This is a genomic window from Arthrobacter sp. B0490 (assembly GCF_002929355.1).
In the GTDB taxonomy this organism is placed as follows: domain Bacteria; phylum Actinomycetota; class Actinomycetes; order Actinomycetales; family Micrococcaceae; genus Arthrobacter_D.
On sequence record NZ_PJIR01000006.1, the window covers coordinates 180,653 to 201,879 of the forward strand.

Consider the following 21,227-nt stretch of genomic DNA (forward strand, 5'->3'; position numbering starts at 1 on the left):
GCCCCGCAGCGGACGGATCGGATCTCCTCGACCCGCGGTCGCAGTGGTAGACCATGAGGATCCTCATCCGGGCACGAACTGCGGGGGCGACCGACGAGAAGCCCGCGGGCAGTGCCGCCGGCCTTCTGCGGCGCTGCGCGGACATCGGGGAGGGCACGGGCGGCCACGCCTAATGGCCCGGCGGCGCCGGCGTACCTGCCACGGTCGCCCACCGGACGCGCAGGGGCAGTGACGGACCTGCCTAGCGGCGTCGTTTCTGCGCCGCATGCCGGCCGAGTTCCGCCACCGCGGCCGCCGCGATGACGAGCGAGAGTGCGACGACGGCCAGCATGACGTACAGGAGAATGAGGGTGGTCATCGGCGACGAGGCGGTGTGGAGGATGCGCAGCCCGCCGAACAGCCCCACGGCCCAGAAGATCCCGACGCCGAGCAGCGCGTAGGCCGCACGTCCCTGCCCGCGGTCGAAGCCCATGCTCCGGGCGCACTGCGCCAGGAGGCCCTGCCATTGGTTCATAGGTCAACTATCACCGTGCCGCCGGACGGCACTGCGCGCCTCGGCTATCGTGTCGCTCACATTGACAGCGACCCGGGCCCGTGGTGCGTCGACCCGGCCACGCTTCAGCTCCCCGGCGTGCGCCGCAGCCAGGGCAGCAGCCGCCATCCTCCCGTCACCCCGGTGACGTCCCGATCGGCGCGGAACACATTGCCGGGGGCCGTGGGCATCGAACCGCTCTTCAGGGCCAGCGCGAGGTAGGCGCGGGCGACGACCGGTTCGTAGAGGGCCGGCGCCAGCGCACGGGCATGGACGAACAACGACTGGACACGGCCCACCTGGGTGAGGCGACGGGGCCTGCGGGCGACGCGGACGATCGCCCGTGCGACGCGCACCGGGTCCGAGACCGGCGGGAGCGGTCGCACGGGGTGGCCCGTGTAGTTCGCGGCGTGCTGGTGGATCGGGGTGTCGATCGTGGCCGGCAGGACGGCGCAGACGTGGATGTCGGGCGCGTCCCGCAGCTCCATGCGCAGCACCTCGAGGAAGCCGAGGAGCCCGAACTTGCTCGTCACGTAGGGGCTCACGAGGGGCGAGGTGATCCTCGAGTAGACGGACGCCACGGACACCAGGACACCCCGGCCCTGGCGCCGGAAGACGCGCAGCGCCGCACGGGCCCCGTACACCTGGCCCAGCAGGTTCACTTCTATGAGCCGGTCGAAGACCTCCGACGGCGTCTGCTCGAACGTCCCGAAGCTGTACAGCGAGGCGTTGCCGACCCATACGTCGATACCGCCGAACCGCTCGACGGCGGCCTCGGCGAGACGGTCGACGTCGGCCTCCGAGGAGACGTCGGTGGGGACGGCGATGACCATCGCTCCCCGGTCCCGGCATTCGGCCGCGACCGCCTCGAGCGTGTCCGCGTCCCGTCCGGCGAGGACGAGCCGGGCGCCCTCCTCCGCGAAGCGGCGCGCCGTCGCCCGCCCGATACCGCTCGATGCCCCCGTGATGACCACGGTCGTCGCCTCACCCACGTGTCCGCCTCCCGCCGACCGTCCAGCACGATCCCGCACGGTCCCGTACGGGCTTCCCTCCGGGTCTCCGGTACCGGTTCCGGGTCGTCACGCACGGAGGGAGTGCCCCGTCGCGGAGCACTCCCTCCGACCAGGCCATGACGGCGGTCACTGGCCCCGGTGCTGCTCCTTGTCCGGGGTGACGTCCGGGTCCACCTCGTCCGCCGCCTGGACATGGTGGGTCACCTTGTCCCGCAGCCCCTGCGCATCGTTCTGGCGCTCCTGGGCCTGCTGCCGGAGCCGCTCGGCCTCGACCTCGGCCCGCTGCGCCTCGGCCTCCGCCATGGAGGCCTTGGCCTCGCGCTCGCGGGCCTCGAGCTCCGTCGCCCTGGCCTGCTCCCGCATCTCCGCAGCACGCTCCCGGTCCTTCTCCTGTTGCCGCTGCCGGTGGGCCGCGCCGCGTTTGCGCGCCAGAACCGCCACGACGGCGATGATCGCCAGGAGGACCACGATCCCGACCACGATCCACACCACTTGACCTGTATCCATTGCTGACTCCTCCACTCGTCGACGGCGCGTGGGCGCCGGACCGGTTAGCCGCCGAAACCACCGAGGCCGGGGATGTTCCCCAGCAGGTCCTTCGGGCTGATGCCGAACTTCGCAAGGAGGTCCGAGTGCCGCTCCGGGTCCACCTGGTCCGGGAGCCCGGACTGCGCCTGATCGGCGTGATCGTGCCTGCCCTGACTCCTCAGCAGGTCGATGACCTGCGACCTGTCGATCTGCATGACGGCCTCCTCGTCGTCTCGCACGCCTGTTACTAAGCGGGCTTACGAAAGCATGGCACAGGGCCCTCGACTTGTCACGAGTGCCTGCCCCCCCGGGGTGGGGCAGCGCGCAGCCACCGGACAATGGACTCCATGAACCTCACCCTGACGCTCCTCGCCGACACCCACCTACCGGGGCGCGCGAAGGGACTCCCGGCCGAGGTATGGGCTGCGATCGAGTCCGCGGACGTCGTCGTGCATGCCGGGGACTGGACGGAGCCGGCGCTGCTGGACGAGCTGGAGTCCCGCGCGCACCGGCTGCTGGCCTGTCACGGCAACAACGACGGCCCGGAGCTCCGGCGACGGCTGCCGCTCGTCGCGAGGGCGGAGCTCGAGGGCGTGCGTCTCGCGGTCGTCCACGAAACCGGCCAGAAGCAGGGCCGTGAGGCCCGCATGGCCGCGCTCCATCCCGACGTCGACGTCCTCGTGTTCGGGCACAGCCACATCCCCTGGGACACGCGCGCCGATTCGGGGCTGCGGCTCCTCAATCCCGGCTCCCCCACCGACCGCCGCCGCCAGCCGCACTGCACCTACATGACGGCCGTCCTCGCCGCGGGCCGCCTCGACGTCACGACGCACCTGCTGCCCCCGCGCTGACCCGGGATGCGTCGCGTGTCCGGCGGCGGGCCGGACGACGCCTTCGAGGCACATCTGTTCGGCCGGTCGACCATCTGCCCGGGGTCTCGGCGTGAGTACCGCGAGAACGTCCTGGGCCGCGTCCGGCAACCGCTCCAGCGTCAGGTGGATCCTGATGCCGGGCGCCTCGCGGCCCTGCCTGCCATCACCACCGACCTGTCCCTGCCCTCACCACACTCACGCTCGTGGTCCCGGCGGTCGGCACACCCGCCTACCGCAAGGGCGGCCGGTGCGAGCAGGACGGCCTGACTCCGGGGCCGACGGCGTCGGCCGGGGAGACGGAGGAGCGCGAGGCCGGGCAGGTGGAGGCGCGGGGGCCCGACCAGCCCGCCTAGGTCCATCGGCGGATCCGCCCCGGCAGGGGCGTCACGGGACGATCCCGATGTTCTCCTTGGCATGGTGGAGGACGGCATGGACGGTGGAACCGAAGCGCGCCCCCGGGACGTTGCCGCCCCTGGCCCCGAGGATCACGCAGCAGGCGGTCGTGGACCGCTGGACGATGAGGCCCGCGGCCGACGTGCCCGCCACGGACTCCTCCGTCACGGACAGGTCGTCCGCCGCACCCAGCAGTGTGGCGGCCCGCTCGAGGAGGGGGTCCCGCCCCTCGACCGGGAGACCGGCGGCCTTGCGCCGCCGGTGCACGCGCACATGGAGCAGCACCAGGCGCTTGCGCAGCGTCCGCGCAAGATCTGCGGCCGTCGCCGTCGCCCTGTCGCTCGCCGGAGACCCGTCCACGGCGGCGACGACGGTGTCGTAGGTCGGTCGGGCTTCCCGGACGACCACGATGGGGCAGGATGCACTCGAGGCGAGACGCAGGCTGACCGATCCGATCAGCAGCTCGGCGAAACCGCCGAATCCCCTCGTCCCGGTGACCAGGAGCGACGCCCCCGCGGAGAGCCTCGTCAGCGTCTCGGGGGCGAATCCCACGACGAGGCGTGCGCTGACGGGGAGATCCGGCTCGGCCCGGGTGGCGAGGCCCTCCCCCTCGGCCACGACCCTCTCGGCTTCCCTGCGCAGGCCACTGTCCTCGACGCCTGCCACCGGACCGAGATCACGGGTGAAGAACGGCCACGCCCAGCAGTGCACGACCACGAGGGGCAGCTGTGCAGCGACCGCGTACCGGGAGGCCCAGAGGACGGCTCGCTTCGCTCCGTCGGACCCGTCGTAACCGACGAGGACGGGCCTGCGGGGGGTGCCCCCGGTGATGCCGTCGGTCATGTCACAGCGCCCACCCGCTCGACGGTCGGGGTCCCGCGGCCCCGCTGGCCAGAATCCATACCGGTTGCTCCTGAATCTCGAGCGTCACCCTCCCTCCATGGTGGCAGCCTCGGACGTTCCGGAGTAGGGCCGAACGGCCCGGAGGGTAGGGCCGAACGGCCCGGAGGGGGGTAAGGCCGCGAGCGCGGGAGCGGCACCTCGTGCACAGCAGCGGGGAAGGGCCGTTCGGCCCTCCCCGGGCACCGCCGAAGGGGTGATGATGGTCCCGGAGCCTGCTCGCGCAGGCGCATGGCCCGCTGACGTGGAGGTGTGGAGATGCCCGACATCGGAGAGAGCACGGCACGGCGGCAGGTCTCGGTGTTCCTCCTCGACGATCACGAGTTGGTGCGCCGCGGGCTCCGCGAACTGCTGGAGGACGAGGGCTTCGTGATCGTCGGGGAATCCGGGTCCGCGGAGGAAGCCGCGCGGCGGATCCCGGCCCTGTGCCCGGACGTGTCCATCCTCGATGCGAGACTGCCGGACGGCTCGGGGATCGAGGTGTGCCGTGACGTCCGTTCGGTGGATCCGTCGCTCGCCTGCGTGATCCTGACGAGCTACGACGACGACCAGGCGCTCCGCGGCGCGATCATGGCCGGGGCTGCCGGATACATCCTGAAGGAGATCCTCGGATCCGATCTCGTCGAGAAGGTGCGCCTGGCCGCCGAGGGCGGATCCCTCTTCGCGGCAGGGGTCCGGGAACGCATCGTCGACGGGCTGTCGGACGCGTCCGCCGAGGACCCCCGACTGGCCGGTCTCACGAGCCAGGAGAAGAGGGTGCTGGCGCTGATCGGAGCAGGACTGACGAACAGGGAGATCGGCACGGAGCTCTTCCTCGCCGAGAAGACCGTGAAGAACTACGTGTCCTCGCTGCTGTCGAAGCTCGGGTTCCAGCGCCGCACCCAGGCGGCCGTCTTCATCTCCCGCCCTGCGCGCTCTCCGTCCTCCTGATGTCGACGGGCATCACGAGGTGGATGCGCGTGCCGCAGCCGGGGGTGCTGGTGATGGAGATGGTCCCCCCGCAGAGCTCCGCGCGCCGCCTCATGTTGGCGAGGCCGCTCGCACGGACGGGCTCCGCGAAGCCGCGGCCGTCGTCGTCGATCGAGAGGTCGAGCTGCCCGCCCGCGACTCCGAGCGCGATGGTGATGGCCTGCGCGTCCGCATGCCGGAGCGCATTGGAGAGCCCCTCGCGGAGGACGGCCCTCAGGTGATCCGCCCGCTCGCCCTCCACGAGGGAATCCAACGGGCCGGAGAGGTGGAGGACCGGCTCGAGGTCCTGGCCGTCGAAGGCGTCGGCGACGAGGGAGAACACCGTGGAGGTGAAGCTCGGGGCCGACTGGGGGACGGACCGCAGCGAGTAGATCGTGTCCCGCAGCTCCCGGATGGTCGCGTCGAGTTCTGTCGTGACCGCTGAGATGCGGTCGAGCGCGCGGGCGTCGGCCGTGTACTTCCGGAGGGTCTGGATGCTGAGGCCCGCGGCGAACAGGCGCTGGATGACCACGTCATGGAGATCCCGCGCGATGCGGTCCCGGTCACCGAACACGGCCTCCTGCTCCCGCCGGCGGTGCGCCCGGAGCAGTTCGAGGGCCAGCGACACATGGGAGGTGAAGGACCGCATCATCTCGTGGTCCACGTCGAAGAACGCAGTGGCGCCCGGGGCGCGCCCGATGACGAGGAAGTGGGGTTCCCGTTCGCCGGGGAGCCTGCTGCACAGGGCCGCGTCGATCGTCCCCGCTGCTGCTCCGGGGAGCACCAGCGCGACGTCGGGTCCGGTGATCAGGGCAGGAGGCGAGGTGCCCGTGAGGTCGTGCAGGAGAGGGCCTCCCCTGGCGCGCCGTCCGAGGTGGGTCGCGGCCTCGACGCCGTCCGCGGCTTCGCAGATCAGCCCGCGGTGGTGGCCGAGGTCCCGGAGGACGACAACGAGGGTGCTCTGCGAGGCGTGGAGTGCATGCCGGGCGACCAGCTCATGGTCACTGTCTGCTTCGGTGTGTCGCCCGAGAAGCTCACGGGCGGCATCTATCCCGCCTTCGAGCCACCGGGTCCTGCGGTTCGACTCGTCGAAGAGCCGCGAGTTCTCGATGGCGACGCCGGCCGCGGAAGCGAGGGCGACGACGAGCTGCTCATCCGCGTCGGAGAAATCTGCTCCCCCGCGCTTCTCCGTCAGGTAGAGATTCCCGAACACCCGGTCATGGATGCGGATCGGGACGCCGAGGAAGGAGGTCATCTGGGGGTGCTCGGCCGGGAAGCCGTAGGCGAGGGGGTGCCGGCGCAGATCGGCGAGGCGGACCGGCCGCGGCTCGGTGATGAGCAGCCCGAGCACACCGTGGCCTCGGGGGAGGGGGCCGATCCTGCCGATCTCGTCGTCGTCGAGGCCCACGGTGATGAAGTGGCCCAGCATCCGGTCGGGGCCGATGACGCCCAGCGCACCGAACCGGGCGTCGACCAGCTGGCAGGCGGCCGAGACGACCCGTTCGAGGACCGCGTCGAGGTCGAGGTCGTCCGCGATGGCGGCGAAGGCGGACAGGAGGTCCTCGATGCCGGTGGCGGTCGGGGATTGCCCCGGCGTCCCCGCCGGCAGGTACTGCGGCTGTGTATTCACAGAACATTCCGTCCTGTCGCCCGGGGCGCGCCCCGACTGATAGGGGTCCGGCCATCCGTGGCCGCTAGGACCGGTCATCCAGATCGCTGCAACGGGGCCCGTGGGCCTCCTGCAGGTACGCAGCGCTTCGTCGTCCCGCGCTATGGAAGCCGAGACTACACCCACGGGTATGCTCCCGGCCCCCTGCGGGCCGGGAGTTCGGTGCGAAGCCGATACGGCGTCCGGATCCGCTCAGTCTCCGGGCGGGATCACGTGCAGCCGGATGCCGGTCCCTGCCGGCATCGCTGCGGCCAGTCGCGTGGTGAAGGAAGCGGCCTCGAGATCACCGTTGACCGCGTCCCATGCCTGGGCGTGGCCGAGATCGAGGGTGACATCCGTCCTGGGCGCCAGGCTCGCGGCCCGCCGGACGACCAGATCGAGGCCATGGATGTTGACCGGTGACACGCACCCGTGGACGATGATCCGCACGGCGTCGAGGTCAGGATCGGCGGTGACGAGGACCTTGAGCTTCTGGCGTCCGGCCGACGGGTGCGCATCCATCGCCCGCTCCCTCGGCGAACCAGCCCGTCGCACCATCCGGGACGTCCTGATGCCCGGATTCATCGGTCGAGGGCGTCGGCATGCTCATCCCTGCGGACACCGGCAGGCGTGAAGGTGTGGTCGGTGGCGGCGCGTCGCCGTTCCTTCAGGAACCGGAGGTCCTCCTCGGTCAGGAGGTATTCCCCGTGGCGGTCGGCCGTCATGGACGTACCGGTCGCGGCTTCCACCCGGTTGACGAGCGTCCGGGGCAGGACGACGCAGCCGGGGTTGTCCAGGAGCCACTTCTGCACGGTGGGGTCGATGCTGGTCCAGAGTGTGCTCATGGTCATGATGGGGATCCTCCTCGAACCTCAGGGACGCCGCAGGCTGGTCCTGCTCTCCGCGCTACGTGCGGTGCGACGTCGTTGCCCCCCATCCCACGCCAGGGAGTCGGGGACGGCTAGGGCCGAAAGTCCCGTCCCGACGGAACACCCCGCCGCGGACGGGCCCGGATCAGTAGGATGCCGCCGAGAGCACCAGGAGGGTGGATGACACACCGGGACAGCGACTTCCGCGAACGATTCGACGGTGGAACCCTGGACGAGGACGTCTGGTTGCCGGCCTACCTGCCCGCGTGGAGCTCCAGAGCGGCGTCGGCGGCGACGTTCGAGCTCGATGAGGGGCTGGTCCTGTCGATCCCTCCGCACCAGGCCCTGTGGTGCCCCGATCTCCATCGGGAGCCGTTGCGGGTCTCTGCCGTGCAGAGCGCCAACTGGTCCGGCCCCGTCGGCAGCGCGTACGGTCAGCAGGCCTTCCGGAGCGGCCTCGTCGTCCGCGAGGAACAGGAGCCTCTCTGGGGCTACCTCCCCCGTTACGGGTGTATCGCGGTCACGTGCCGCGCGGACCTGACCCGACGGGCGATGTTCTCGGCGTGGCTGGTGGGGCTCGAGAGCGAGCCGGGGGACTGCGGTGAGATCTGCATCGTGGAGGTCTTCGGGGACACCGTCGGGACCCTCCCGGACGGATCCCGGTCGGCGGCCGTGGGGCAGGGGGTGAAGGCCCTCGACGACCCGCGGTTGCGGCAGGACTTCTTTGCCCCACCGACCCCGCTCGACGTCGCGCAACAGCACACCTACGCCGTCGACTGGCAACAGGACACGATCCGCTTCTCGGTGGACGGGACTCCCACCCGGACGGTGCGGCAGAGCATCGCCTACCCGATGCAGCTCATCCTCGGGATCTTCGACTTCCCCGGCAAGGCGGCCCCGGAGCATGCCTCCGCCGCCACCCCGAAGCTGCTGGTGAGCGAGGTCGTCGGATCCGGCCCCGCCCCCTGAGTGCGGGGCCGGCTACCCGGTGGCCGGCCCCGCAGCGGGAGCGGGGGCGTTGATGATGTTGGGGACGAAACGGCAGAAGTAGTCGGTGATGTGTCCGTCCGACTCCCGGATGCCCACCCCGACGCTCTCGCCGTCCACGACCCAGCACCCGAGGACGGGCCGGTTACCGTCGAAGTCGGGCAGCGGGCTCCACGCCTGGTAGCACCAGCCTTCGGCGCCGTAGTCACCGAGCTGCTCGATCTCGACGCCCTCGGCGTGGATGCGGATGTTGTCACCTTCGCGGCCATGCAGTGGCTTCGCGACCCACTCCTCCATGCCGTTGGGCCCGTGGAGATAGGCGGGCAGCAGGTTCGGGTGGTCCGGGTAGAGGTGCCAGAGGGCGGCCAGGAGCGCCTTGTTCGACAGGAACATCTTCCAGGCCGGCTCGACCCACCGGGTCATCACGGGCCAGTCGAGGATCTTCTGCCCGAACTCCTCCTTCATCATCAGCTCCCACGGGTAGAGCTTGAAGATGGTGCTGACAGCCTTGTTGTCGAGGTCCACGAAGCGGTGCTGACGGGCATCCCAGCCGATGTCGCCCATGTTGATGCCGACGGTCTCCCAGCCGGCCTGTGAGGCGACGTCGCGCATGTAGGCAGCCGTCATCCAGTCCTCGCCGGACTTCTCGACCTCGGTGTGGGCGACATGCAGCCGGGGACCTTCGAGGCCGCCTCGCTGCTTGTCCCATGCCGCGACGAGGGCCTCATGGATGCCGTTCCACTGGTCGTTCTCGGGCTTGACGTCCTGCAGCCAGTACCACTGGGCGATGGATGCTTCGACGAGGCCGGTCGGGGTGTCGGCGTTGTACTCGAGCATCTTGGGCGGATTCACGCCGTCGTAGGCGAAATCGAAGCGGCCGTAGACGGCGGGCTCGCTGCGGGCCAGGGACCCGGCGGCGAGCTTCATGGCTGCGGCGCTGATGCCGAGGGTGCCCATCGCTCCCGTGGCGAGGTAACGCGCGGCCTCGATGGACATCCGGTGCAGGTCCTCGGTGACCGCCTCGAGGGCCTCCACCTCGTCCATCTCGAATTCGTAGTAGGCGTCCTCGTGCCAGTACTCGATCGCGTCGCCGTCGGGCTTGATGGTCGTGGAGTAGATGAGGCCCACGCTCTCGATCTTCTCCCTCCAGTCCGGCCGGCGGGGAGACGGCCGTCGCCTCATGTCAGCCGCCCGTTCCGCTGTTGCTGCTGCCGAACCCGCCCCGGGACACCGATGACGCCCCGTCGGGGCTGAATCCCGCCCGCGAGGTCGCGCCGGACGGAACGGACGTCGTACCGCCGGAGAGGCCCGCGCCGACGGCGGGGATGCTCCTTCTGCCCGCTCCCATCGCGAGGAAGTACCAGCCGTACAGTCCGGAGGACGCGCCCTGCTCGCTGCAGCGGTCGTCCTCGGCCCGTTCCTCGGTGGTCCGGTTCTGGCACACCTTGGCGTAGTCGGCGTCGATCACCTCGCCGTCGGGCGAGCACCCGGTGAGCAGGGCGCTCGCCAGCAGTGCGGTCACGCCGAGGGCGACGCCGGAGCTGCGGCGGGCGCGGCGGCTGTGCTCCGCCCCGGGTGCGGGCACCCCGGGACGGACTGCGCTGGAGTTGGATTCCATACCCCGATTTTCGCATGCCACACGCCACCCCGGTCTGGTCAGCCCGTCCCCTACGTGATTAGTATGTGTGTCCTCCGGCCACCCGAGCCGGATGACGCATGAGGAGGTGGAGTCATGAAGGTCAGTGTCGTTGTGCTGTGCGCCGCCCCCATGAACCCCGCCTCCCCCGCTTCCGCGCCCTGACGCGCCGTGGGAGGCCTCCCCGGAGGACCCACATTGAACACTCTCGAGCAGTACGGATTCACCGACCGCATCGGCGGTCTCTTCTCCTTCCACTTCCCCGGCCCGCCCCTCGCGGAACCGGCCCGCGTCATCCGAGCGGACCGTGGCCGCCTCCTCGTCGCGTCGCGTCGCGGCATCGTCCACCTCGACGACGGGATGCCGCTCGTCACCGGTGACTGGGCAGCGATCGGGCCCGGCGGCACTGTGCTCGGATGCCTGCCCCGGTCGTCCCTGCTCCAGCGCAAGCGCGCGTACGACCCGCTGTCCGAGGCACAGGCTCTCGGTGCCAACATCGATCTGCTGGGTGTCGTCGTCCCCCTCGACCGGCCGCTGTCGGCCAACCGGCTCGAACGGACCCTCGTCGCGGCCTGGGATTCGGGCTCCATCCCGCTCGTCATCCTGACGAAGGCCGATCTCAGTACCCGGTTCGACGGCGTCGTCGCCGAGACCGTCCAGCGTGCCCGCGGGGTGGAGGTGTTCACGACGTCGGCCGAAGACCTCGACGGCCTCGAGGACCTCCGCGGAAGGATCGGCACGGGGCAGACCCTCGCCCTGCTCGGCCCCTCCGGCGCCGGCAAGTCGAGCCTGATCAACGCCCTCGTGGGCGATCACCGGCAGGGCACCGGCGAGGTCCGGGCCGGGGACGGCAGGGGCAGGCATACGACGACGGCGCGCGAGCTGGTGCCACTCGGTGACGGTTCGGTGGTGATGGACACCCCGGGGCTGCGCGGCTTCGCCCTGTGGGACGCGGAGGCCGGCCTGTCCGAGGTCTTCGGCGACGTCGAGGAGCTGTTCGACGACTGCCGGTTCCGCGACTGCGCCCACGACCGCGAGCCGGGCTGCGCCGTGCAGGCAGCTCTCGTGGCGGGCACGCTGGAGGAACGGCGGTGGCTGAGCTACCGGAAGATGGAACGCGAGCTCGCGAGCCTGCACCGGAGGCAGGACGCCGCCGGACAGCGGCGCCACGCGCGATCGTTCCAGCGCGTGGCGCGGGACGCGGTCCTGGCGAAGGACCACAGGAATCGTTTCAGGGAAGCACCCTGATGGCGGTGACCAGGACGCCGCGCCGCCGTCGTCGCACTAGGCGAAGTCGGCCTTGCTGATGAGCCCATGGACGCCGACCGTCCGATCGACCACCTGGGACACCGCGAAGTCCGCTGCAGCGGAGAGGTAGGCGTAGGCGACGGCCCGGTCCATGCCCCGGTCGTGCTGGAGGAAGTCCAGGGCATTGATGATGGCCCGTCGCATGGCGACGCCGAGGTCCCCGCTGACTCCTCCGCCCGCGAGACCGTCGGGGTCGGACAGCCCGATCGGGATCCACGCGTCCGTCGTCTCGCCGAAGGGTACTTGTAGGAGACGGAAGGGGCGTCCCCGGATCCGGGCTTGCACACCGTGAGCCGGAACGTGCCGCGCAGGGAGCCTTCCATCGCGGTCAGCGCTACTTCGCCGTCGCCCATGCCCATGTGCGGGTCGCCGACGTAGAACAGGGCCCCGTCGGCGTTCACCGGCAGGTAGAAGGCCGACCCGCTGCCGAGATGCCGGATGTCGATGTTGCCGCCGCCGAGCGTGGGCGGCACGGAGTTGGCCTCGGGTGAGGTGAGGCCGTCGGCGTCGGCGAAGGCAACACCCATCATCCCGAAGAAGGGCCGCAGCGGGAACCTGACCTTCATCTCGCCGCTGGTCATCACGCCCTTGCCGTCCTGGATGGCTGTGAAGACGGAGACGTTCCCGTAGTCCGAGGGGATCCCCGAGGACCTGTTGTCGGTCGCCACGGGTGGCATCACTTCCTCGAGGGTGATGCCTGCCGGTGGCTGGGCCTCGGGCTGCACGGCGAGGCCGCCCTTGCCGTGCCTGCTGGACACGACGCCGTAGGGAACCCGCGGGACAGCTTCGAGCGTCTCGATCTTCAGTACGTCCCCCGGCTCGGCGCCTTCGACCGACACCGGTCCGGTCACGATGTGCGGCCCGTCGGTGTCGAAGTCCCGCGGGGTCCGGTCGTACCCGGCGGCGATGCTCACCGCGTCCTCGAGGATGCTGCTCTCAGGCACGCCGAGTGTCCCGAAGTATTCGAGTGGGTCCCGTCCCTGATCCTCGAGGATGCCCTCGTGGGACAGGGCGTCGATCGTGACGGTCTGTCCCGAGCGGATGGACAGGACCGGGGCAGCATGGACGGTGGGTACGTAGCCCCACAGGACGTCCTCCGGGGTCGATGCCAGGTACGCGTCGCCCCGGATGGTGCCGCTGTTCGGTTGGAGGATCTCACCGGAGCTCCCTGTCGAGGACATGCTCCCCGCGGTGCCCGCTGCTCCCGCCGAGGGGGTTCCCGCCGATTCCGTCCCGGGGGCACCCGTGGCCGCCGACTGCGCACTGGTGCACCCGGTCGCCGTCAGTGTCCCGAGAGCCGCCACGACTCCCATGAACCGACGCCGGCCGAGACCGCCGGCAAGGGTCTCCGCCGCTTCCCTACCGAAACTGTCACTCATGATGGTCTCCTCCCCACGTTGTTGAGCAGACCGTAGCCAGTGCTCGTTTCGTGGGTATTTCGGCCACGAGTCCCCGAGGGACCGGGCGGACAGCGGCGATCGCGGCCCCGGACCATCGGGGCGGTGCCGGGAGGGTGGCGAGGTGCGCCGGCTCGTCGGAGCCCCCTGTCGGATTCGAACCGACGACCCCCGCTTTACAAGAGCGGTGCTCTGGCCAACTGAGCTAAGGAGGCGAGCCGGCCGGAGCCGACAGGCGCCGTCGCTCCCTGACCGGTGACGGGAGGGGACGCCGAGCGCTCGTTAAGGGTAGCCCAGCGCCGGCACCGCGGGAAATCAGCCGCGGAACGCCCGGGCAACGGCGGGGGCCGGTCCCGGGAACTCCACCCGCGCAGGACTCCGGACCGCGGGCGGCACGAACCGATAGAGTCGATGGTGAGACCAAACTACTGCGATGGAGCCAGTTTTGAGCGCACCACAACCTTCGACCACACCCGGCGTCACACCGCCCACCGCAGCCGAGGGGCAGTTCGGCGACTACGACTTCATCGTGGTGTCCAACCGGCTCGCCGTCGACCGGGTCGTCGACGAGCACGGCGAGAGTTCGTGGCGGCGCTCCCCGGGCGGCCTCGTGACGGCGCTGGCGCCCGTGATGGCGAAGGCCGACGGCGCCTGGGTCGGCTGGCACGGCGCTCCGGATGAGACCCTCGAACCCTTCGACGAAGCGACCATGCGCCTCGTGCCCGTGCCCCTCAGCGCGGAGGAGGTGGAGCTCTACTACGAGGGCTTCTCGAACGCCACCCTGTGGCCCCTCTACCACGACGTCATCGCGTCCCCGGAGTTCCACCGCACCTGGTGGGACTCCTACCGGAAGGTCAACGAGCGGTTCGCGGCGGCCACGGCGACCGTCGCGGCCGAGGGCGCGACGGTCTGGGTGCAGGACTATCAGCTGCAGCTCGTTCCCAAGATGCTGCGGCAGGCCCGCCCGGACCTGAAGATCGGCTTCTTCAACCACATCCCCTTCCCGCCGCTCGAGATCTACGCGCAGCTCCCCTGGCGCCGCCAGGTCATCGAAGGACTCCTCGGTGCGGACCTCATCGGCTTCCAGCGACCGAGCGACGCGAGCAACTTCCTCCGCTGCGTGCGCCGGTTCAAGGGGCACACCATCAAGTCCCAGCAGGTGCACGTGCCGGCCGGCGACGACGGGATCCCCGCCTACGTCTCACGGGCCGAGGCGTTCCCGATCTCGATCGACACCGCGTCCATCACGGAGCTGGCGCACCGTCCGGACGTCATCGAACGCTCGAAGGAGATCCGTCGGGAGCTGGGCGATCCGCAGCACATCCTGCTCGGCGTCGACCGCCTCGACTACACCAAGGGCATCGGTCACCGGCTGAAGGCCTACGGTGAGCTGCTCGAGGACGGTGCCATCACGGTCGAGGACGCCGCCCTCATCCAGGTGGCCAGCCCGAGCCGCGAGCGCGTGGAACAGTACCGCCTCCTTCGCGAGGACATCGAGGGCGCCGTGGGCCGCATCAACGGCACCCACGACACCATGAAGAACACCGCCATCCGCTACCTCCACCACAGCTACCCGGTCGAGGAGATGGTGGCGCTCTATCTCGCGGCCGACGTGATGCTCGTGACGGCGCTGCGTGACGGCATGAACCTCGTGGCCAAGGAATACGTCGCGGCCCGCACCGGCAACACGGGCATGCTCGTGCTGAGCGAGTTCGCCGGCGCCGCCGACACCCTCCGGCAGGCCATCCTCGTGAACCCGCACGACATCGACGGCCTCAAGGCCGCGATCGTGTCCGCCATCAACATGCCGAAGACGGAGGCCATGCGACGGATGCGGCTCATGCGGCGGCAGGTGGTCCAGAACGACGTCGAACGCTGGTCGCAGGCCTTCCTCAGCGCCCTCCAGTCGGGAAGCCACGACAGTGGCGAGTGACGCGGGACTCGCCGCCGCCCTCCGCCGCCTGGCGTCGACGCCGCACCTGCTCGTGGCGGTCGACTTCGACGGGACGCTCGCCCCGCTCGTCGAGCGGGCCGAGGACGCACGGGCGCTGCCCGCGTCGGCCCAAGCCCTCCGCGCACTGGCCGGCCTGCCCGGGACGACGACGGCGCTGATCTCCGGGCGCGCCCTCGACAGCCTGCGGGCCGTCGCCGACCCTCCCGCACGGACCATGCTGATCGGCAGCCACGGGGCGGAGACCTGGACCGGGCCGGACCGAGCGCCCCTCACCCTCACGACCGGCCAGGAGGAGCTGCTGGCCCGTGCCGTCGGTGTCGTGGAGCGGACCGTCGCCGCCCACGAGGGGACACGCATCGAGTTCAAGCCGGCCGGCGTCGTCCTCCATACCAGGACCGCCGCAGACGACGTCGCCGCGGCGGCCGTCACCGCAGCACGGACGGAACTGCAGCGGCTGGGTGACCTCAGTATCACCGACGGCAAGCGCGTGCTCGAGATCGCGGTCGTCAAGGCGGACAAGGGGCAGGGACTGGCCCTGCTCCGGGAGGCGACGGGCGCGACGGGAGTCCTCTTCGCGGGCGACGACGTCACCGATGAGGACGCGCACCGCACCCTGGGACCGGCCGACGTCGGCATCAGGATCGGCCCCGGCGAGACGGCCGCTCCGTTCACCGTCGCCACGCCCGAGGACTTCGCGGACGTGCTGCAGGCGCTCGTCGACCTGCGGGAAGCGGGTGCACGCGGCTAGGGAACGTGTCATACTACGAAAACGTGGGCCCGAGCCACCGGTACTGCTGGCCGACCGCGCACCACAACTGAATATTTTCCATTCACTACGGATCGTCGGGCACGTACCTGCCCGTGAAAAGGAATCAAAACCATGGCAACGGTAACGTTTGACCAGGCCACGCGCCTGTACCCGGGCACCGAGAAGCCCGCTGTCGACAAGCTCAACATCGACATCGCCGACGGCGAATTCCTCGTCCTCGTCGGACCCTCAGGTTGCGGAAAGTCCACCTCCCTGCGCATGCTCGCCGGCCTCGAGGACGTCAACTCCGGACGCATCCTCATCGGCGACCGGGATGTCACGGATGTCCCGCCGAAGGATCGCGACATCGCGATGGTCTTCCAGAACTACGCTCTCTACCCGCACATGTCGGTCGCCGACAACATGGGCTTCGCGCTCAAGATCGCCGGCGTCTCCAAGGAGGAGCGCGCCGAGCGCGTCCGTGAGGCCGCGAAGCTCCTCGACCTCGAGGACTACCTGGACCGCAAGCCGAAGGCCCTCTCCGGTGGCCAGCGTCAGCGTGTCGCGATGGGCCGCGCGATCGTGCGGAACCCGCAGGTGTTCCTCATGGATGAGCCCCTCTCCAACCTGGATGCGAAGCTGCGCGTGCAGACCCGCACCCAGATCGCCTCGCTCACGCGCCGCCTCGGTGTCACCACCGTCTACGTCACGCACGACCAGGTCGAGGCCATGACCATGGGCGATCGCGTCGCGGTGCTCAAGGACGGCATCCTCCAGCAGGTCGACACCCCGCGCAACCTCTACGAGCGCCCGAAGAACGTCTTCGTGGCGGGCTTCATCGGCTCCCCCGCGATGAACCTCCTGGAACTGCCCGTGACCGACGGCGGCGTCGTCTTCGGCGGCATCACCTACCCCGTCCGCAGCGACATCCTGAATGCCGCCGCCGGCAACACTGTCACGCTCGGCGTCCGCCCCGAGGACCTCGTCCTCAGCAATCCCGGTGAGGGCCTGCAGGTCGAGGTCGACGTCGTCGAGGAACTCGGCGCCGACGCCTACATCTACGGCCACACCACGCTGGACGGCAAGGACCACGACATGGTCGTCCGCGTCGACGGGCGACGCCCGCCGATGAAGGGCGACAGCGTCTACGTGCGCCCCGAGCAGGGCCACGTGCACCTGTTCGACACCACGAACGGGCTCCGCCTGGCCGAGACGGTCTAGCTTCTGCGCGTACTGCGCACCACGTACGACGACGGCGGTGGCTCCGCCGGGTTCCCTCGGGAGCCCGGAGGACGCCACCGCCTCGTTTAACGGCAACTAGGCTTGATCAGGATCCCCTTTCCCGCCCGACCGCGAAGGCAGCACCATGACAGAGACTTCGAACGCCCAGTGGCATGACGAGCCGACGGACTACGCCCAGACCGGGAAGCTGCCGCGGCTCAAGCCCGCGTCGTCCGCCAGTCCGGACTCCCTGGGATCGCTGAACATCACGGCAGCGGCCACGGACCCTGAACTCCTCGACCTCCCCTGGCACATCGCCCTGGAACAATGGCCGGCCAGCGCCCTCGCGGCTCTCCCCCGCGGCATCTCCCGGCACATCGTACGCTTCGCCCACCTCGGCGGCTCCGTGATTGCCGTCAAGGAGACCGGCGAGCACATCGCCCGCCACGAGTACCACATGCTACGGAAGCTCCAGCGCCTCGACGTGCCGTGCGTCGAACCCGTCGCCGTCATCTCCGGCCGCACCACCCCGGAGGGCGAGGCCCTCGATCCCGTCCTCGTGACGCGTCACCTCAAGTTCTCCCTGCCCTACCGCGCCCTGTTCTCGCAGACCCTCCGGCGGGACACGCTGACACGGCTCATCGACGCACAGGCGCTGCTCCTCGTCCGCCTGCACCTCATCGGGTTCTACTGGGGCGACGTCTCGCTCTCGAACACGCTGTTCCGGCGCGATGCCGGGTCGTTCGCCGCCTACCTGGTCGACGCCGAGACGGGCGAACTGTATCCGGAGCTCTCCACCGGGCAGCGGGAGTACGACCTCGAGATCGCCCGGGTGAACATCGCGGGCGAACTGATGGATCTCGCCGAGGGCGGGCTCATCGAGGAGAAGGTGGATCCCCTCGCCACGAGCGAGCTGATCATGGACAGCTACCGCCGCCTCTGGACGGAGCTCACGGAACAGGAGTCCTTCGAGCTCGGCGAGCGGTGGCGGGTGGGTGCGCGTATCCGGCGCCTCAACGAACTCGGATTCGACGTCGAGGAGTACGCGATCAGGTCGGCCGCGAACGGCACCCAGATCCAGTTGCAGCCCAAGGTCGTGGACGCCGGACACCACAGCCGCCGCCTCCTGCGGCTGACCGGACTCGATGCCCAGGAGAACCAGGCCCGGCGTCTCCTGAACGACATGGACGCCTACAGGGCCGACAGCAATCCGGAGCTCGACGAGGAGTTCAGCGCCCATCTCTGGGTGAACGAGGTCTTCGAGCCGATCGTACGGGCCGTTCCCCGCGAATTGGGCGGGAAGCTGGAGCCGGCCCAGGTGGTCCACGAGGTGCTGGAGCACCGGTGGTACATGTCCGAGCGTGAGGACAGGAACGTCCCGCTGGCGGAGGCGGTGCAGTCCTACCTCGACGACGAGCTGCGGCACCGGCGCGACGAGGCCGCGATCATGCTGACGGCCGATGCCAGGACGATCGGCATCGACGAGGACTCGGAGTACGGCGACAACTAGCGGTCACGCGGAAAGGACCGGCAGCCATGGGCTACCGGTCCGTTCCGTGTGTCGCGTTACGGGCACTCGATCGTGTTGCCCTGCACGGTGACCGGCGTTCCCGTCGGAAGTCCTTCGCACGCCTGGATGACCTGCTGGGTCAGATCCGCGGCGAAACTGCCGATGACGGCGAACAGGATCGCCCCGAGGATCGTGAACAGCGCACCGATGATGATGCCGGCGAGGGCGAAACCGTTGCCCATCCTCGCCTTCCGGGACTGCACGAACGCGATGATGCTGATGACCAGGCCCACCGGGGCGATCAGGATGGCAAGGATGAAGCCGACGATTCCGAGCGTCCTGCCCGGGTTCTCCGCAGGCTGGCCCGGGTAGCCCTGCTGCCCCGGGTAGCCCGCCCCGGAGCCGTACTGTGCCTGCTGGCCGTAGGGTGATTGTCCCTGGCCGTAGGGGGTGCCCTGTTCGCCGTACTGCGGCTGGCTCTGGCCGTACTGCGGATGGCTCTGGCCGTACTGCGGATGGCTCTGGCCGTACTGCGGATGGCTCTGGCCGTACTGCGGATGGCTCTGGCCGTGCTGCGGCTGGTTCTGTTGACCGTAGGGCGTGTTGCCCTGCGATTCCGGATTGTTGTCGGTCATGGTGCCCCCAAAGGAAGTCGTGGAAGTGACGGAGAGTTTTTCCGACGATTTCCTGAACAGTATCACTGGGCGACAGCGGGTATCCGGAGTGGCAGCGCAACGATCAGGAGACGATCGCCTTCCCTGGATTGAGGATGTTCAACGGGTCGAAGACCTCCCTGATCCGGCCCTGCAACCCGAGGACCTCCGGGGACTGCTCCCAGGCGAGCCACCGACGCTTGTACTGACCCACGCCGTGCTCACCGGTGATGGTCCCGCCGAGATCGAGCGCACACCGCACCGATTCGTCCAGCGCCTTCTCCAGACGTTCCTGTGCCTGCGCTCCCTCGCTCCGCTCGACCCAGAAGGTCGGGTGGAGATTGCCGTCACCCGCGTGGGCCACGACCTTCAGCCTGACCTCGTGGCGGCGCGCCATATCCTCCAGGGCAGCCACGTAGGACACCAGCCGGGACCTCGGGACCGCGACGTCCTCCCCCACCCTGTACAGGTCGTCGACCTCGTCGCCCCTGCTGTGACGCCTCAGGTCGACGAGCCGTTCCGCTTCCTCCGACCCCTCCTCGTCGACGATGGCACCGAGTTCCACGAGCACCCCCCGGATCGCCTCCGCCTCCGCCCCGGCCCCGTACCCATCGGTCTGTACGAGGAGCAGCGAGCCTCCGCGACGACGGAGGTCCGAGCCGTGGGCGCCATCGAGCGCTTCGAGCGTCCTTCCGTCGAGGAGTTCGAGGATGGCCGGCTGCACGCGTGCCCGCCCGATGGCGAGGACGCCCGCGGCCGCCCGCGGGAAATCGTCGAAGAAGGCAGCGAGCGTATGGACGGAACGGGGGAGGTAGCGCAGACGCACCGTGATGCCGACGATCACACCGAGTGTGCCCTCGGAGCCGGTCATCAGTGCCGTGAGGTCGTAGCCGGCTACCCCCTTGAAGGTCCTGTGGCCGGTGGAGATGAGGGTGCCGTCGGCGAGCACGACATCGAGGGCGAGCACGGAGTCGCGGGTCACCCCGTACTTCGCGCAGCGGAGCCCGCCCGCATTGGTGGCGACGTTGCCGCCCAGCGTGGACCACCGGTAGCTCGCAGGATCCGGGGCGTACATGAGGCCGTAGGGCGCGACGGCGGTATTGAGGTCGGCGTTGATCACGCCGGGCTCGACGACGGCCGTCTCGTCATCGGCGTTGATCTCGACGATGCGGTCCATCAGTTCGAGGGACAGGACGACACTGCCCGTGGTCGCATGCGCGCCACCGGAGACGCCGGACCCCGCACCCCGACTCACGATCGGCACGACGTGACGCGTCGCCCATCGCAGGAGCGTCCGGACGTCCTCGACGGATCGTGCACGGACGACGGCTACGGGCAGCGCTGCCTGCAGGACCGGCCCCTGGTCGCGCGAGTACTGCGTCAGGTCCTCGGGAGTCGTCGACACGCTCCCCGGAAGCGCTGCGACCAGCTCTTCCAGGGCTGCACCGTCGATCATGACCCGCCCATGAAGCGCCGGTAGCGGGCCAGCGCGTCCGGCCAGAAGTCCCGGTAGAACTCGTAGAGGTCCTGCGGATCGACGGTCGACCACCCACTGTGGACGAGCGCGAGGGTCGTGCCGGTACGACCCTCGTCGGCGTCGTCCCGGTCTCCGCCCGGTCCGGGGACTACCTCACCCCGGGCCTCTCCCCGGCCCGTGGACGCTGCACCCGTTCTGGTCATCGTCAGCCGCACCATCGTTGTGGAGGCGGATCCGAGGTGTCTCCATCGCAGTTCGAGCCATTGACCGGCCCGGCTGTCCGTCACCTCGCCCCAGACGTTCTCGTCCTCGTCGGCCGATGTCTCCACCAGTGCGTTGTCCTCGAGATCGAAGAAACTGTCAGCACCCCAGCGGCTGAGCTCATCGGCGGGCCACCAGAGGTGGAGATGCTCCGTCAACCCGGCCCAGGCATGGTCGACGGGCGCGGGCGCCGTCACGACGGCGGTCAGCTCCGACCGCACCTCCGGGACGTCGGCGGCGGAAGGATGGGAGAACAGGCTACTCATGCATCGACCCTACCGGTGGTGGGTGGGTGGGGTGGTTAACGGGGAAGAGGCCCCACCGGTGGTGGGGCCTCTTGCCTGTAATGGTTGTCCGGCGGTGTCCTACTCT

General features: G+C 69.8%; 22 protein-coding genes, 1 tRNA gene and 1 pseudogene. 9 read left to right on the forward strand and 15 right to left on the reverse strand.

Going from position 1 to position 21,227, the window contains the following annotated elements:
• Positions 1 to 241 precede the first annotated feature (241 nt).
• The 4 genes from CXQ97_RS11650 to CXQ97_RS11665 all read right to left on the reverse strand — a co-directional run bounded on the left by CXQ97_RS11650 (position 242) and on the right by CXQ97_RS11665 (position 2,288).
• The gene (locus tag CXQ97_RS11650; protein ID WP_146069637.1) at positions 242 to 514 is read right to left on the reverse strand and encodes a hypothetical protein; all 273 of its coding nucleotides are present in this window, start codon (positions 512 to 514) and stop codon (positions 242 to 244) included.
• A gap of 104 nt (positions 515 to 618) precedes the next feature.
• The gene (locus CXQ97_RS11655; protein WP_181035054.1) at positions 619 to 1,524 is read right to left on the reverse strand and encodes an SDR family oxidoreductase; all 906 of its coding nucleotides are present in this window, start codon (positions 1,522 to 1,524) and stop codon (positions 619 to 621) included.
• A 147-nt stretch (positions 1,525 to 1,671) separates the two neighbouring features.
• The gene (locus CXQ97_RS11660) at positions 1,672 to 2,052 is read right to left on the reverse strand and encodes a hypothetical protein (protein WP_104181028.1); all 381 of its coding nucleotides are present in this window, start codon (positions 2,050 to 2,052) and stop codon (positions 1,672 to 1,674) included.
• 44 nt (positions 2,053 to 2,096) lie between these two features.
• Entirely contained in the window at positions 2,097 to 2,288 is a 192-nt protein-coding gene (locus tag CXQ97_RS11665; RefSeq protein ID WP_104181029.1) for a hypothetical protein, read from the reverse strand.
• 132 nt (positions 2,289 to 2,420) lie between these two features.
• Here CXQ97_RS11665 and CXQ97_RS11670 point away from each other — a divergent pair, with 132 nt between their 5' ends.
• Positions 2,421 to 2,924: a metallophosphoesterase gene (locus CXQ97_RS11670; protein WP_104181030.1), complete on the forward strand. Its 504-nt coding sequence runs from the start codon at positions 2,421 to 2,423 to the stop codon at positions 2,922 to 2,924.
• A 224-nt stretch (positions 2,925 to 3,148) separates the two neighbouring features.
• On the forward strand, positions 3,149 to 3,298 hold the full coding sequence (locus tag CXQ97_RS19865) for a hypothetical protein (RefSeq protein WP_181035055.1): 150 nt from the start codon (positions 3,149 to 3,151) through the stop codon (positions 3,296 to 3,298).
• 31 nt (positions 3,299 to 3,329) lie between these two features.
• Here the strand turns inward: CXQ97_RS19865 and CXQ97_RS11675 are convergent, their stop codons facing one another.
• Positions 3,330 to 4,181, reverse strand: coding sequence for a universal stress protein (locus tag CXQ97_RS11675; RefSeq protein WP_104181031.1), 852 nt, complete (start codon positions 4,179 to 4,181; stop codon positions 3,330 to 3,332).
• A gap of 315 nt (positions 4,182 to 4,496) precedes the next feature.
• Between CXQ97_RS11675 and CXQ97_RS11680 the strand changes: the two genes are divergently transcribed.
• A complete protein-coding gene (locus CXQ97_RS11680; protein WP_104181063.1) occupies positions 4,497 to 5,168 on the forward strand; it encodes a response regulator transcription factor in 672 nt (223 codons plus the stop codon).
• Here the strand turns inward: CXQ97_RS11680 and CXQ97_RS11685 are convergent.
• From CXQ97_RS11685 to CXQ97_RS11695, 3 genes are all read right to left on the reverse strand, one after another.
• Positions 5,134 to 6,816 carry a GAF domain-containing protein gene (locus CXQ97_RS11685; protein ID WP_181035056.1) on the reverse strand — a complete coding sequence of 561 codons (1,683 nt, stop codon included), beginning with the start codon at positions 6,814 to 6,816 and terminating at the stop codon, positions 5,134 to 5,136. The two genes, CXQ97_RS11680 and CXQ97_RS11685, sit on opposite strands and share 35 nt — an antisense overlap.
• 231 nt (positions 6,817 to 7,047) lie before the next feature.
• Positions 7,048 to 7,356 carry a hypothetical protein gene (locus CXQ97_RS11690; protein ID WP_104181033.1) on the reverse strand — a complete coding sequence of 103 codons (309 nt, stop codon included), beginning with the start codon at positions 7,354 to 7,356 and terminating at the stop codon, positions 7,048 to 7,050.
• A 59-nt stretch (positions 7,357 to 7,415) separates the two neighbouring features.
• Positions 7,416 to 7,685, reverse strand: coding sequence for a hypothetical protein (locus tag CXQ97_RS11695; RefSeq protein WP_104181034.1), 270 nt, complete (start codon positions 7,683 to 7,685; stop codon positions 7,416 to 7,418).
• Between the two features lie 198 nt (positions 7,686 to 7,883).
• On the opposite strand from CXQ97_RS11695, the gene CXQ97_RS11700 reads away from it, so the two are divergent.
• Positions 7,884 to 8,672: a glycoside hydrolase family 16 protein gene (locus tag CXQ97_RS11700; protein WP_181035057.1), complete on the forward strand. Its 789-nt coding sequence runs from the start codon at positions 7,884 to 7,886 to the stop codon at positions 8,670 to 8,672.
• 12 nt (positions 8,673 to 8,684) lie between these two features.
• Here CXQ97_RS11700 and CXQ97_RS11705 read toward each other — a convergent pair whose 3' ends face one another.
• A complete protein-coding gene (locus CXQ97_RS11705; protein WP_104181036.1) occupies positions 8,685 to 9,872 on the reverse strand; it encodes a glutathionylspermidine synthase family protein in 1,188 nt (395 codons plus the stop codon).
• 1 nt (position 9,873) lies between these two features.
• On the reverse strand, positions 9,874 to 10,308 hold the full coding sequence (locus tag CXQ97_RS11710; RefSeq protein WP_258062512.1) for a tRNA-dihydrouridine synthase: 435 nt from the start codon (positions 10,306 to 10,308) through the stop codon (positions 9,874 to 9,876).
• 216 nt (positions 10,309 to 10,524) lie between these two features.
• Between CXQ97_RS11710 and rsgA the strand changes: the two genes are divergently transcribed.
• Complete coding sequence (gene rsgA / locus CXQ97_RS11715) at positions 10,525 to 11,574, forward strand: ribosome small subunit-dependent GTPase A (RefSeq protein ID WP_258062513.1); 1,050 nt, start codon at positions 10,525 to 10,527, stop codon at positions 11,572 to 11,574.
• Between the two features lie 404 nt (positions 11,575 to 11,978).
• Here rsgA and CXQ97_RS20355 read toward each other — a convergent pair.
• Positions 11,979 to 13,013, reverse strand: a pseudogene (locus tag CXQ97_RS20355) (acetamidase/formamidase family protein); the annotation flags it as partial.
• A gap of 159 nt (positions 13,014 to 13,172) precedes the next feature.
• Positions 13,173 to 13,246: transfer RNA gene (locus tag CXQ97_RS11725), tRNA-Thr, on the reverse strand.
• Between the two features lie 314 nt (positions 13,247 to 13,560).
• Between CXQ97_RS11725 and CXQ97_RS11730 the strand changes: the two genes are divergently transcribed.
• From CXQ97_RS11730 to CXQ97_RS11745, 4 genes are all read left to right on the forward strand, one after another.
• A complete protein-coding gene (locus CXQ97_RS11730; protein ID WP_258062517.1) occupies positions 13,561 to 14,964 on the forward strand; it encodes a trehalose-6-phosphate synthase in 1,404 nt (467 codons plus the stop codon).
• Positions 14,954 to 15,733, forward strand: a complete 780-nt coding sequence (otsB, locus tag CXQ97_RS11735; RefSeq protein WP_104181039.1) for a trehalose-phosphatase — start codon at positions 14,954 to 14,956, stop codon at positions 15,731 to 15,733. The genes CXQ97_RS11730 and otsB overlap by 11 nt, the downstream gene beginning before the upstream one ends.
• Before the next feature lie 132 nt (positions 15,734 to 15,865).
• Positions 15,866 to 16,954 (forward strand): ABC transporter ATP-binding protein, encoded by a 1,089-nt coding sequence (locus tag CXQ97_RS11740; RefSeq protein ID WP_104181040.1) that lies wholly within the window; start codon positions 15,866 to 15,868, stop codon positions 16,952 to 16,954.
• 145 nt (positions 16,955 to 17,099) lie between these two features.
• Positions 17,100 to 18,464, forward strand: a complete 1,365-nt coding sequence (locus tag CXQ97_RS11745; protein ID WP_104181041.1) for a DUF4032 domain-containing protein — start codon at positions 17,100 to 17,102, stop codon at positions 18,462 to 18,464.
• A 56-nt stretch (positions 18,465 to 18,520) separates the two neighbouring features.
• Here the strand turns inward: CXQ97_RS11745 and CXQ97_RS11750 are convergent, their stop codons facing one another.
• From CXQ97_RS11750 to CXQ97_RS11760, 3 genes are all read right to left on the reverse strand, one after another.
• Positions 18,521 to 19,099 carry a DUF4190 domain-containing protein gene (locus tag CXQ97_RS11750; protein WP_104181042.1) on the reverse strand — a complete coding sequence of 193 codons (579 nt, stop codon included), beginning with the start codon at positions 19,097 to 19,099 and terminating at the stop codon, positions 18,521 to 18,523.
• Positions 19,100 to 19,202: 103 nt separating this feature from the next.
• Positions 19,203 to 20,573 carry an FAD-binding oxidoreductase gene (locus CXQ97_RS11755; RefSeq protein WP_104181043.1) on the reverse strand — a complete coding sequence of 457 codons (1,371 nt, stop codon included), beginning with the start codon at positions 20,571 to 20,573 and terminating at the stop codon, positions 19,203 to 19,205.
• Positions 20,570 to 21,121 carry a hypothetical protein gene (locus CXQ97_RS11760; protein ID WP_104181044.1) on the reverse strand — a complete coding sequence of 184 codons (552 nt, stop codon included), beginning with the start codon at positions 21,119 to 21,121 and terminating at the stop codon, positions 20,570 to 20,572. Before CXQ97_RS11760 ends, CXQ97_RS11755 begins: the two co-directional genes overlap by 4 nt.
• Positions 21,122 to 21,227 lie beyond the last annotated feature (106 nt).